11 protein-coding genes are annotated in these 12,027 nt (G+C 46.3%); 7 read left to right on the plus strand and 4 right to left on the minus strand.

Going from position 1 to position 12,027, the window contains the following annotated elements; genetic code table 11:
• Nucleotides 1-518: 518 nt before the first annotated feature.
• The 4 genes from gyrB to dnaA all read right to left on the minus strand — a co-directional run bounded on the left by gyrB (nt 519) and on the right by dnaA (nt 6,610).
• The gene (gene gyrB / locus TW84_RS01765; RefSeq protein WP_045973968.1) at nt 519-2,936 is read right to left on the minus strand and encodes a DNA topoisomerase (ATP-hydrolyzing) subunit B; all 2,418 of its coding nucleotides are present in this window, start codon (nt 2,934-2,936) and stop codon (nt 519-521) included.
• Nucleotides 2,937-2,949: 13 nt separating this feature from the next.
• Nucleotides 2,950-4,032, minus strand: coding sequence for a DNA replication/repair protein RecF (gene recF, locus TW84_RS01770; RefSeq protein ID WP_045973969.1), 1,083 nt, complete (start codon nt 4,030-4,032; stop codon nt 2,950-2,952).
• A gap of 1 nt (nt 4,033) precedes the next feature.
• Nucleotides 4,034-5,134, minus strand: coding sequence for a DNA polymerase III subunit beta (dnaN, locus tag TW84_RS01775; protein ID WP_045973970.1), 1,101 nt, complete (start codon nt 5,132-5,134; stop codon nt 4,034-4,036).
• A gap of 69 nt (nt 5,135-5,203) precedes the next feature.
• Nucleotides 5,204-6,610 carry a chromosomal replication initiator protein DnaA gene (gene dnaA, locus TW84_RS01780; protein WP_045973971.1) on the minus strand — a complete coding sequence of 469 codons (1,407 nt, stop codon included), beginning with the start codon at nt 6,608-6,610 and terminating at the stop codon, nt 5,204-5,206.
• A gap of 417 nt (nt 6,611-7,027) precedes the next feature.
• Here dnaA and TW84_RS01785 point away from each other — a divergent pair, with 417 nt between their 5' ends.
• The 7 genes from TW84_RS01785 (at nt 7,028) to yidC (ending at nt 11,920) form a co-directional block, all read left to right on the plus strand.
• A complete protein-coding gene (locus TW84_RS01785) occupies nt 7,028-7,774 on the plus strand; it encodes an amino acid ABC transporter substrate-binding protein (RefSeq protein WP_045973972.1) in 747 nt (248 codons plus the stop codon).
• Between the two features lie 124 nt (nt 7,775-7,898).
• Nucleotides 7,899-8,570 (plus strand): amino acid ABC transporter permease, encoded by a 672-nt coding sequence (locus TW84_RS01790; RefSeq protein WP_045973973.1) that lies wholly within the window; start codon nt 7,899-7,901, stop codon nt 8,568-8,570.
• Nucleotides 8,567-9,304, plus strand: a complete 738-nt coding sequence (locus TW84_RS01795) for an amino acid ABC transporter ATP-binding protein (protein ID WP_045973974.1) — start codon at nt 8,567-8,569, stop codon at nt 9,302-9,304. The genes TW84_RS01790 and TW84_RS01795 overlap by 4 nt, the downstream gene beginning before the upstream one ends.
• Before the next feature lie 230 nt (nt 9,305-9,534).
• Nucleotides 9,535-9,669, plus strand: a complete 135-nt coding sequence (gene rpmH / locus TW84_RS01800) for a 50S ribosomal protein L34 (protein WP_004411068.1) — start codon at nt 9,535-9,537, stop codon at nt 9,667-9,669.
• Between the two features lie 45 nt (nt 9,670-9,714).
• The gene (gene rnpA / locus TW84_RS01805; RefSeq protein ID WP_240457354.1) at nt 9,715-10,038 is read left to right on the plus strand and encodes a ribonuclease P protein component; all 324 of its coding nucleotides are present in this window, start codon (nt 9,715-9,717) and stop codon (nt 10,036-10,038) included.
• Nucleotides 10,005-10,262, plus strand: coding sequence for a membrane protein insertion efficiency factor YidD (gene yidD, locus TW84_RS23920; RefSeq protein ID WP_084720172.1), 258 nt, complete (start codon nt 10,005-10,007; stop codon nt 10,260-10,262). The genes rnpA and yidD overlap by 34 nt, the downstream gene beginning before the upstream one ends.
• Before the next feature lie 2 nt (nt 10,263-10,264).
• On the plus strand, nt 10,265-11,920 hold the full coding sequence (gene yidC / locus TW84_RS01810) for a membrane protein insertase YidC (protein ID WP_045973976.1): 1,656 nt from the start codon (nt 10,265-10,267) through the stop codon (nt 11,918-11,920).
• Nucleotides 11,921-12,027: the final 107 nt, after the last annotated feature.

Consider the following 12,027-nt stretch of genomic DNA (forward strand, 5'->3'; position numbering starts at 1 on the left):
AGTCTTAGCCGTGAGTTTGCGCGGATCTATCTTGTACAGGTCCTTGCCGACTAAGGGATTCGTTCACTACTCCTCGGGTTCTTTTGACTCTGGGACGTAGCTACAAATCAATTCAATTGTGTGCCTCTAAAGTCATCCTCTCCTGAGCGATACCTTATCAGCGATCCAGAGGTTCTGTTTCTTCTCTTCTTGAGCAAGACAGCTTCCCTCTTCAACAATAGATATGTGGTTAGAGCAAATTAGTTTCAAGGGATCCGAATTAAAAAATTTTCAATGTGCTTTTAGAGATCCCCAACTCAGTCGTTCCTCCTTCTTGAGGATGACATCCCAAGCATTTGAAAAATAATTAAAATATCGAAAACAAAAAAGACCGTCATTTCTGACAGTCTTTTAAAACAATTTTAGTTTTTTGAGACGAAGCTATTTCGTTTTAGTTCAAGGAAGAGGCGCGGAGCATACGAAGGTATGTGAGCACCTCTGACACAGAAATTAAGCGAAAGAGCGAAGTATCAAAGATACTAAACGTCCAAGTTGGCAACCTTAAGTGCGTTTTCTTCGATAAAGTTACGACGAGGCTCTACTTGGTCACCCATTAGTGTCGTGAATAACTGGTCTGCACCAACCGCATCTTCAATCGTTACCTGCATCATACGGCGCGTTTCTGGGTCCATTGTCGTTTCCCAAAGCTGCTCTGGGTTCATCTCACCCAGACCTTTGTAGCGCTGTAGGCTTAGACCACGACGTGACTCTTTGATTAACCAGTTCAATGCATCAACAAAGCTTGAAACAGGCTGAGTACGTTCACCACGCTTGATGTAGGCACCGTCTTCAATCAGGCCGTTAAGTGCTTCTGACAGATCGGCCAGCTTGCCGTATTCTTTCGAGTTAATCAGATCAATACTCAGCGCATGCTCATGCGTCACACCATGAGTTCGTACAACAATTTTAGGTAGGCTTAAACCTAGCTCTGCATGTTGCTCAACTTCAAAGCTGTACTGGCTCGCACCGACTTCTTTGGCATTAAGCTGCTCAACCAACTGTTTAGTCCACGCTTCAACGGCTGCTGCATCATGGCACTGCTCAGCAGTCAGACGCGGTGTGTAGATAAGCTCATGAACCAATGCGTGTGGGTAACGACGGCTCATACGATCCACCAGCTTAATACCTGAGTTGTATTGCTTAACAAGGCTTTCTAGTGCTTCACCCGATAGGGCTGGCGCTTCTGCATTTACGTGCAGAGAAGCATTGTCTAATGCTAATGCTACTTGGTATTGGCTCATTGCATCTTCATCTTTGATGTACTGCTCTTGTTTGCCTTTCTTCACTTTGTAAAGCGGTGGCTGAGCGATGTACACGTAGCCGCGCTCGATAAGCTCTGGCATTTGACGGTAGAAGAAGGTCAGTAGTAGCGTACGGATGTGCGAACCATCGACATCCGCATCGGTCATGATGATGATGTTGTGGTAACGCAGTTTATCTGGGTTGTATTCGTCACGACCGATACCACAGCCAAGAGCGGTGATAAGCGTGGCTACCTCTTGTGAAGAGAGCATCTTATCGAAACGCGCTTTCTCAACGTTAAGGATTTTACCTTTCAGTGGAAGAATCGCTTGGTTCTTACGGTTACGGCCTTGTTTTGCGGAGCCGCCTGCCGAGTCACCCTCCACTATGTATAATTCAGAAAGTGCTGGATCTTTTTCCTGACAGTCTGCCAATTTACCTGGCAGACCTGCTAGGTCTAGCGCGCCTTTACGACGAGTCATTTCACGAGCTTTACGCGCCGCATCACGAGCACGAGCTGCGTCTATGATCTTAGTACAAACCGTCTTCGCTTCTGCTGGATGCTCAATTAGGAACTCAGACAGTTTCTCACCCATAGCCTGCTCAACCGCTGACTTCACTTCAGAAGAAACCAGTTTATCTTTAGTTTGGCTTGAGAACTTAGGATCTGGCACCTTAACCGAAATAACAGCGGTTAGACCTTCACGTGCATCATCACCTGAAGTAGCGGTTTTCGCTTTCTTCGAGAAGCCTTCTTTGTCCATGAACGAGTTCAATGTACGCGTTAGGGCTGCACGGAAGCCAGCAAGGTGAGTACCACCATCGCGCTGAGGAATGTTGTTGGTAAAACAGAAGATGTTCTCTTGGTAACCATCGTTCCACTGCATCGCGACTTCAACGGCAATCCCGTCTTCACGCTCTGCGTTAAAGTGGAATACTTTTTCGATGATTGGTGTCTTGTTAGTATTCAAGTGATCAACGAACGCTTGGATACCGCCTTCATACATGAAGTGATCTTGCTTATCTTCTTCACGCTCATCACGTAGCTTGATTGATACGCCTGAGTTTAGGAAAGAAAGCTCACGTAGACGTTTAGCTAGAATGTCATAGTGGAATTCTGTGTTAGAGAAGGTCTCTTCACTTGGCCAGAAACGGATTTCTGTGCCTGTTTTGTCCGTTTCACCAATCACAGAAAGTGGCGCCTGCGGCTCACCGTGATGGTAAGTTTGCGTATGAATTTGACCACCTCGATGGATAGTCAGAGTTACTTGCTTTGATAGTGCGTTTACTACCGAAACACCAACACCGTGCAGACCACCCGATACCTTGTATGAGTTATCATCGAACTTACCACCAGCGTGAAGTACCGTCATAATAACTTCTGCTGCTGATACGTTCTCTTCTGGGTGCATTTCGGTAGGGATACCACGACCATCATCGCGTACCGATACTGAATTGTCCTCATGAATTGTCACAACGATGTCTTGACAGTGACCCGCTAACGCTTCATCAATTGAGTTATCCACCACCTCGAAAACCATGTGGTGTAGACCGGTACCATCGTCCGTGTCGCCGATGTACATCCCCGGACGCTTACGTACTGCATCCAGGCCCTTTAGTACTTTAATACTCGATGAATCGTAATTTTCAGACATGAGTTATCTTCCACTATATATTTTGTTCTATTGTGCCATGTTCCACATGGAACATCCTGCCATTTTCGTCCAACATGTCGGCGATTTGGCTTTCTGTAATAGAACTGACAAAAACTTGCGCCCCCGTCTCCTTCAAGCAGTCTGCTAGACGCTTACGACGTTGACTATCTAATTCAGAGGCAAAGTCATCAATTAAGTAGATACATTGCTTGCCGGTCATCTCAGTGAGGTGTTGACCCTGCGCCACGCGCAGTGCACACACCATGAGCTTGAGCTGACCTCGTGACAGAACATCCTCAACCGGAGTCCCGTTCACTTTAATTTTTAAATCGGCTTTATTCGGACCACTAAAGGTGTAACCCAGTGCCTGATCCCGCTCAAAATTGTTCTCAAGAATAGCCTGATAAGGTGTGTTCTTATCCCATCCTCGGTAATACTTCAGCTGGATCTCAAATTCGGGGAGAAATGTCTGACAGATTTCCGTGGCTTTCTCGGTCATCTGTTCAACATATGTGGCTCGCCACTGGCTGATGTTTTCAGCCAGCCTTGCCATCTCCTGATCCCAATACGACAGCTCACGATAGCTGGTGGCCGTTTTTAACAACGCATTGCGCTGTTTATTCAGACGCTTAAACCGCCCCCAAGCATCATAGAAAGCCGACTCAGTGTGAAACACACCCCAGTCGATAAATGCTCGGCGATGTTTGGGGCCATCCGTTAGTAAATCAAACCCTTCCGGATGGATCAATTGCAGTGGCAGAACCTGTGCCAATTGAGCCAGTTTTTGTCCGGATTGACCGCCTATTTTAACCTCTGTTGAGCCATCACGCTGCTTATTAATGCCAATTGGTAGCTCAAATTGATCCGAGTTCAAAAAACGGCCGTGTACAAATAGCTCCTCACAGTCATTTTGGATGACTCGCCCTGTTAAGGAGCTTTTAAAAGAGCGGCCGTGGCCAAGCAAGTAGATGGCTTCCAGAACACTGGTTTTGCCGCTGCCGTTCGGACCTATAAGAAAGTTAAAGCCTGCTGATAGTTCAATATCACAGGCTTTAATGTTGCGAAACTGCTGAATAATAAGACGTGAAAGCGGCATGCTAGAGTCGAATCGGCATTACCACATACATAGCGCCGTCGTCGTCCACGTTTTCAATCATGGCACTGGCGTTAGCGTCTGACATCGACACGCGCACTTTTTCACAACGCAGAGTATTTAATACATCCAAGACATAGCTGACATTAAAGCCAATCTCAATTGGCTCACCTTCGAAGCTGACATCCAACATCTCTTCCGCTTCTTCTTGCTCCGGGTTGTTGGCGGTAATACGCATTTCCGTATCCGCTAAGTTAACGCGCACCCCACGGAATTTTTCATTCGATAAAATAGCGGCACGCGAGAAGGCCTGACGTAGCTCATCACATTCCGCTTCAAGCGTTTTGGTCGTCGTTTGTGGCATCACGCGACGGTAGTCCGGGAAACGACCATCAACCAGTTTAGAAGTAAAGACAAAGTTGTTCACTTCTGCACGAACATTAGAACTACCAATTTGCAATGTAACAGGCTGCTCAGGCGCATCCAGCAACTTAACCAATTCCAGTACACCTTTACGTGGCACAATGATTTGCTGCTGAGCAAAGTCCGCCCCTAGTTGAACCTGAGATACCGCCATACGGTGGCCATCAGTGGCAACACTGCGTAGTATCGTACCATCAATCTCAAACAACATGCCGTTGAGGTAGTAACGTACGTCTTGGTTTGCCATCGAGAATTGAGTTTTCTCAATTAATCCGCGTAATTCACCTTGAGTCAGCGAGACTTCGACTTCACTCTGCCAGTCTTCAATGTTCGGAAAATCGTTGGCAGGTAAAGTAGATAGAGAAAATCGGCTGCGTCCAGAACGAACTTGAACTCGGTCGCCTTCTAAAACAAAGGTAATAACAGAATCGTCAGGCAGACCACGACAGATATCCAAAAATTTACGCGAGGGAACGGTCACACTGCCCGCTTCAAAATCGCCTTCCAAAGCGACACGGCTGATAAGCTCGACTTCCAAGTCTGTTGCTGTCATAGACAACATGTTGTCTTCAACTTTCAGTAACAGGTTACCCAAAATAGGAAGAGTTGGACGACCACCTAATGCGCCAGACACTTGCTGGAGCGGTTTAAGTAAGTGGTTACGTTCAATGGAAAATTTCATAGTACGCTCTTATCAGAATTCGTTTAACTAATACGGTATGATTCTATTTAGTGCTTAGAATACTGTGATTTAAGAAGAAAGGGTACGAATCAGGTTAGAATAATCTTCTTTGATGTCGTGACTCTCTTCGCGCAATTGTTCGATTTTTCGGCAAGCATGTAATACGGTAGTATGGTCTCTACCACCAAAAGCATCGCCAATTTCAGGCAAGCTGTGGTTAGTCAGCTCTTTCGCAAGCGCCATTGCTAATTGACGCGGGCGAGCAACCGAACGCGAACGACGCTTAGACAGCAGATCAGCGACTTTAATCTTGTAGTATTCCGCCACCGTCTTTTGAATGTTATCGATCGTTACCAGTTTTTCTTGTAGAGCCAATAAGTCCCGCAATGCTTCACGAACAAAGTCTATGGTGATTGGGCGACCAGTAAAATTAGCATTCGCAATCACGCGGTTTAAAGCGCCTTCCAATTCGCGAACATTCGAGCGCAGTCGCTTGGCGATAAAAAATGCGACTTCATCAGCAAGGTGGATTTGATGATCTTCGGCCTTTTTCATCAAAATCGCGACGCGGGTTTCCAGTTCAGGCGGTTCGATCGCCACCGTCAATCCCCAACCAAAGCGAGACTTTAAGCGATCTTCTACACCATTGATCTCTTTGGGATAACGGTCAGACGTCAAAATGATCTGTTGATTGCCTTCTAAAAGCGCATTAAAGGTATGGAAGAATTCTTCCTGAGAACGCTCTTTGTTGGCAAAGAATTGGATATCATCGATCAACAGGGCATCAACACTGCGGTAGTAACGTTTAAACTCTTCAATCGCGTTGTTTTGTAGCGCTTTTACCATGTCCTGAACAAATCGCTCCGAGTGCATGTAGACTACTTTAGCATTTGGCTTGTTATCCACAATCGCATTGCCAACTGCATGCAGCAAGTGCGTTTTACCTAAGCCCGTGCCACCGTAGAGGAATAATGGATTGTACGCTGCACCTGGATTATCTGCTACCTGACGAGCGGCGGCTAAACCGAGTTGGTTTGATTTACCTTCAACGAAGTTGTTGAACTTGTGCTTAATATTCACATTTGAACGGTGGTTGATTTCTGCCACCTGCTGCTCGTCATCATCCCACGTTTTATGCACTGGTTTACGCGCTTGGAGCTGAGCGGGTGCCGAAGATTCTGCCGCCACATCAGCAGGCGTGCGCTTGGGCGCTGGCTTAGATGCAGAAACAGGGCGACTCCCCACTTCAAAACGTAGACTCGGAATGTCATTGCCGCAGTATTCCTGCAACAAACGATTAATGCTGTTGAGGTAACGATCGCGAACCCAATCCATCACAAAGCGATTAGGTGCGAATAAAGTGAGAGTATTGTCATTGAGCTCCGCTTGTAACGGACGTACCCACATACTGAATTCTGTAGCTGGTAGCTCTTCTTGAAGCTGCTGCATACATTGCAACCAAAGCGAAGATGACACGGTGCCCCCACTCAAAGTTAATGATCGAAAAAGATTGGCAATTTTACCTGTTGATAACCAAGATCGCCAGCAAATGATCGACGATCCAGTGAATAAGATCTAAGTTATTCACAATATTTACGTCATTATCCGCTAGATCAACACAAGCTACCCTATTCTTACTCACATAAGGATCCACATTTGCGCTTTTTCTCACAGATCCGTCATCTGGTGATAAGTCTGTGAATCAAGCTTTTGTAAGATGTTATTTTATTCCGAACTCTTCTCTTGATTTTTTGCTACGTCTCAATCCATACACTGGCGACTGATTCATACATTATCTTATTCCACAGACGTCTAGGTTATTGCTCTTGGTTATTTATCTAATTAACTAAAGTGACAGTAGTATTTGTGTCCATAAAACTATGGAGTTGTACTATGAAAAACTGGATTAAAGCTGCTGTAGCAGTAGTTGCACTTTCTGCTGCAACGGTTCAAGCCGCCACTGAAGTTAAAGTCGGAATGTCTGGACGCTACTTCCCCTTCACTTTCGTTCAGCAAGACAAGCTGCAAGGCTTTGAAGTGGACCTGTGGGATGAAATCGGTAAGCGTAACGATTACAAAGTGGAGTACGTCACAGCAAACTTCTCTGGTTTGTTTGGTCTGTTAGAGACAGGTCGTATCGATACGATTTCAAACCAAATCACAATGACGGACGCGCGTAAGGCCAAATACCTTTTCGCCGACCCTTACGTTATTGATGGTGCCCAGATAACGGTTCGCAAAGACAACGACAGTATCCAAGGTATTAAAGATCTGGAAGGCAAGACAGTGGCCGTGAACCTAGGTTCAAACTTTGAACAGTTGCTACGCAACTACGACAAAGATGGCAAGATTAAGATCAAGACTTACGATACTGGTATCGAACACGATGTGGCACTCGGTCGTGCGGATGCTTTTGTTATGGACCGTCTGTCCGCACTTGAGCTAATAAAGAAAACTGGCCTTCCACTACAATTGGCTGGTAAACCTTTTGAGACGATTCAAAACGCTTGGCCTTTCGTTGACAATGACAACGGCAAAAAGCTTCAGGCTGAAGTCAATAAAGCACTGGCTGAAATGCGTGCTGACGGTACACTAGAAAAAATTTCTCAGAAGTGGTTTGGGGCTGATATTACTGAATAACCACTCTTGAGTATCGCCCGTCCGTTTGAGACACTCAATCGGATTTGCTCTTAACCCACTGCTCTCCTTCCTTTGCAGTGGGTTTTGCTTTTGTATACAGGCCTATTTTTCACTGGGATACGTTATGGGATTCGATTTTAACTACATGCTGAACCTGATGCCAATACTGCTCAAGTATTTGGGCACCACCATGGAAATGGCGACATGGGGTTTAGTATTTTCACTGATTTTAGCCGTCATTTTAGCGAACATCCGTGTATTTCGCGTTCCTGTACTTGATCAGTTGAGCCAACTCTACATCAGCTTCTTCCGTGGAACACCACTGCTGGTTCAGCTATTTTTGCTTTATTACGGCTTACCACAGATTTTTCCATTCCTCGTCGGTTTGGATGCGTTCGGCGCGGCTGTGATTGGTTTGACCCTGCACTTTGCTGCCTACATGGCCGAGAGCATCCGCGCCGCGATCATTGGTATCGATCGTAGTCAGATGGAAGCCAGCCTTTCAGTGGGTATGACAACGACACAGGCGATGCGTCGAGTGATCTTACCGCAAGCAACTCGTGTGGCTCTGCCATCATTGATGAACTACTTCATTGATATGATCAAATCAACCTCTCTAGCCTTTACACTAGGTGTGGCCGAGATAATGGCAAAAGCGCAGATGGAAGCTTCTTCAAGTTTCCGCTTTTTCGAGGCCTTCCTTGCAGTCGCTTTGATTTACTGGGGCGTTGTAGTAATACTGACTCGCGTGCAAATCTGGGCAGAAGCTAAGTTGAATAAGGCATACGTAAGATGATCAAGTTAGACAACATTCACAAACGCTTTGGTGAGACGCAAGTCCTTAAAGGCATCGATCTCGACATCAAACAAGGCGAGATTATCGTCATTATCGGCTCTAGCGGTACGGGTAAATCTACCCTGCTGCGCACGGTGAATTTTCTAGAAAATGCCGATAAAGGCGTCATCACCATTGATGACGTCAGCGTGGATACTGAAAAGCATACTAAAGCGGAAGTATTGGCTCTGCGCCGTAAGACAGGGTTTGTTTTCCAGAACTACGCCTTGTTTGCCCATATGACCGCCCGTCAGAATATTGCTGAAGGCCTCATCACCGTCCGCGGCTGGAAGAAAGACCAAGCATTGGTACGCGCTCAGCAGATTCTTGACGACATCGGCCTTGGCGATAAAGGAGACAGTTATCCAGCAGCGCTGTCTGGTGGCCAGCAGCAACGTGTGGGTATCGGACGTGCGATGGCACTGCAACCTGAGTTATTGCTGTTTGACGAACCGACCTCAGCACTGGACCCAGAATGGGTTGGCGAAGTTCTTCAGTTAATGAAGGAGTTAGCAACTAAACACCAAACCATGCTGGTGGTCACACACGAAATGCAGTTCGCCCGAGAAGTGGCGGATCGCGTGCTCTTTATGGCGGAAGGCAATATCGTTGAGCAAGGCTCTCCACAGGATATCTTTAATAATCCACAGGATCCTCGTTTACAGAGATTCCTTCGCCAAGTAGGTGCTGAGTAAAGATCATCAAAGAAGATCGCTTGATCCTTGAGATTTTGCTCACACTACGTATAATCGCTCGGCCGGAATTTAGCAGTTGCTCAATGATTGACACTTTGTGTGACTGTGATTACAATTCCGCCTCTTTGTTGAGAGGCGTCGGTTTGTCCTCTTTATATATAAAGAAGACCAAATGGCCCACGCCGGGTTAACTAAGAACCTAAAACTACTGATCAGTAAAGGTAATTATCATGAAACGCACTTTTCAACCTTCAGTTCTAAAGCGCAAGCGTACTCACGGTTTCCGTGCACGTATGGCTACTAAGAACGGTCGTGCAACAATCAATGCACGTCGTGCAAAAGGCCGTAAGCGTCTTTCTAAGTAATCTTCGATTATTTTGAAAACGTACGCGTTCGATCGGGAGTTACGTCTGTTAACTCCCGAGCATTATCAAAATGTCTTCCAGCAAGCTCATCGAGCTGGCTCACCACATTTCACCATCATTGCTCGCAATAACAACCTATCTCACCCTAGATTAGGTTTAGCCGTTCCAAAAAAACAGATTAAAACCGCCGTTGGTCGCAATCGTTTTAAACGCCTTGCTCGTGAAAGTTTTCGTAACAATCAACATCAGCTTGCTCACAAAGATTTTGTTGTGATTGCCAAGAAAAGTGCCCAAGATCTGAGCAATGAAGAATTATTCAAACTGTTTGATAAATTATGGCAGCGCCTGTCTCGCCCTTCGCGTGGGTAACAATCGGATTCGTCCGTCTTTATCAAGGTCTTATTAGTCCGCTTATCGGACCACGCTGTCGTTTTACTCCGACCTGCTCCACTTACGCCATAGAAGCACTAAAAGCTCACGGTTTTGTAAAAGGGTGTTGGTTATCAAGCAAACGTCTATTAAAATGCCACCCTTTGAATGAGGGCGGTTTTGATCCCGTTCCACCAGTCCAGAAACAAGACAGAGATAAATAACGATGGATTCTCAACGCAATATCCTGTTAATCGCGCTAGCACTGGTTTCTTTCTTGTTATTTCAAAAATGGCAAGTCGAAACAAACCCTGCACCACAGCCGGTTGAACAGGCACAATCAAGCAGTACCCTACCTGCTCCTACTCTTGCGGATGATTTAGATCCCGCACCTGCGCAGCAAGCGTCTGCTAAAACGATTACCGTGACAACTGACGTCTTGACTCTGTCGATTGATACGGTTGGTGGTGATGTTATCAATGCAGACCTGAACCAATACTCTGCAGAACTGGATTCATCCGACCCGTTCGTCTTACTGAAAAACGAGCCAGGCCATCAGTTCATCGCGCAAAGTGGTTTAGTCGGCCCTCAAGGTATCGATCTGAGCAGCTCAAATCGTCCGGCTTACTCAGTGAATGCGGATAGCTTCACCTTGGAAGACGGTCAGGATGAACTTCGCGTCCCAATGACATACCAAGCAAATGGCCTTGAGTACACCAAAACATTTATTGTTAAGCGCGGCAGCTACGCGGTTGACGTTGAATACGATGTGGTCAACAACTCAGGTAACAACGCGACATTTGGTATGTACGCTCACCTGCGTCAGAACCTAATGGACGCGGGCGGCAGCATCACCATGCCAACTTACCGTGGCGGTGCGTACTCAACCGAAGAAACGCGTTACAAAAAATACAGCTTTGACGATATGCAGGATCGTAACCTGTCTATCAACCTACCTGATGGCCAGGGTTGGGCAGCGATGATCCAACACTACTTTGCATCAGCATGGATCCCTCGCAACGAACCAGGCACTAACCTGTACACTCGTGTGATTGGTAACCTGGGTGACATTGGTGTTCGTATGCCGAACAAAACCATCGCAACGGGTGATTCAGCAAAATTCAACGCGACACTTTGGGTAGGTCCTAAACTTCAGCAACAAATGGCAGAAACCGCGCCGAACCTAGATTTGGTTGTGGATTATGGCTGGCTATGGTTTATTGCCAAGCCACTACACACATTCCTGTCTTTTATCCAATCCGGTGGTGAACTATTTGGCTTCATTGATTTCCCATATGGTGTCGGTAACTGGGGTCTAGCTATTATTCTATTGACCTTCTTTATCCGTGGTGCGATGTACCCACTGACAAAAGCACAGTACACCTCAATGGCAAAAATGCGCATGCTACAGCCTAAACTGCAAGCGATGCGTGAGCGTATTGGCGATGACCGCCAGCGTATGAGCCAAGAAATGATGGAACTGTACAAGAAAGAGAAAGTAAACCCACTAGGTGGCTGTCTACCTCTGCTTTTCCAGATGCCTATTTTCATTGCACTGTACTGGGCATTAATGGAATCGGTGGAACTGCGTCACTCGCCATTCTTTGGCTGGATTGTTGACTTGTCAGCGAAAGACCCTTACTACATCTTGCCATTACTGATGGGGGCATCCATGTTCCTGATCCAGAAGATGAGCCCAACCACAGTGACAGATCCAATGCAGCAGAAAATCATGACGTTCATGCCTGTTCTGTTCACTGGTTTCTTCCTGTTCTTCCCATCAGGTCTGGTTCTTTACTGGTTAGTATCGAACATCGTGACTCTGATCCAACAGACGCTGATTTATAAGGCGCTGGAGAAGAAAGGCTTGCACTCAAAATAACGAGTCGGCGTAAATAATCGAGAAAGGCGACCAAAAGGTCGCCTTTTTGTTTTTGGCTGATTACAATTCATCTCATTCACTATTTACCCTCACAGGGTATGCATCGC

This window comes from Vibrio neptunius, assembly GCF_000967495.1.
Taxonomy (GTDB): Bacteria; Pseudomonadota; Gammaproteobacteria; order Enterobacterales; family Vibrionaceae; genus Vibrio; species Vibrio neptunius.

What these genes read in the sequence shown, in the direction of transcription:
- gyrB (WP_045973968.1), bottom strand. Translation starts at nt 2,936, where the DNA reads ATGTCTGAAAATTACGATTCATCGAGTATTAAAGTACTAAAGGGCCTG.
- recF (WP_045973969.1), bottom strand. Translation starts at nt 4,032, where the DNA reads ATGCCGCTTTCACGTCTTATTATTCAGCAGTTTCGCAACATTAAAGCC.
- dnaN (WP_045973970.1), bottom strand. Translation starts at nt 5,134, where the DNA reads ATGAAATTTTCCATTGAACGTAACCACTTACTTAAACCGCTCCAGCAA.
- TW84_RS01785 (WP_045973972.1), top strand. Translation starts at nt 7,028, where the DNA reads ATGAAAAACTGGATTAAAGCTGCTGTAGCAGTAGTTGCACTTTCTGCT.
- TW84_RS01790 (WP_045973973.1), top strand. Translation starts at nt 7,899, where the DNA reads ATGGGATTCGATTTTAACTACATGCTGAACCTGATGCCAATACTGCTC.
- TW84_RS01795 (WP_045973974.1), top strand. Translation starts at nt 8,567, where the DNA reads ATGATCAAGTTAGACAACATTCACAAACGCTTTGGTGAGACGCAAGTC.
- rpmH (WP_004411068.1), top strand. Translation starts at nt 9,535, where the DNA reads ATGAAACGCACTTTTCAACCTTCAGTTCTAAAGCGCAAGCGTACTCAC.
- yidD (WP_084720172.1), top strand. Translation starts at nt 10,005, where the DNA reads ATGGCAGCGCCTGTCTCGCCCTTCGCGTGGGTAACAATCGGATTCGTC.
- yidC (WP_045973976.1), top strand. Translation starts at nt 10,265, where the DNA reads ATGGATTCTCAACGCAATATCCTGTTAATCGCGCTAGCACTGGTTTCT.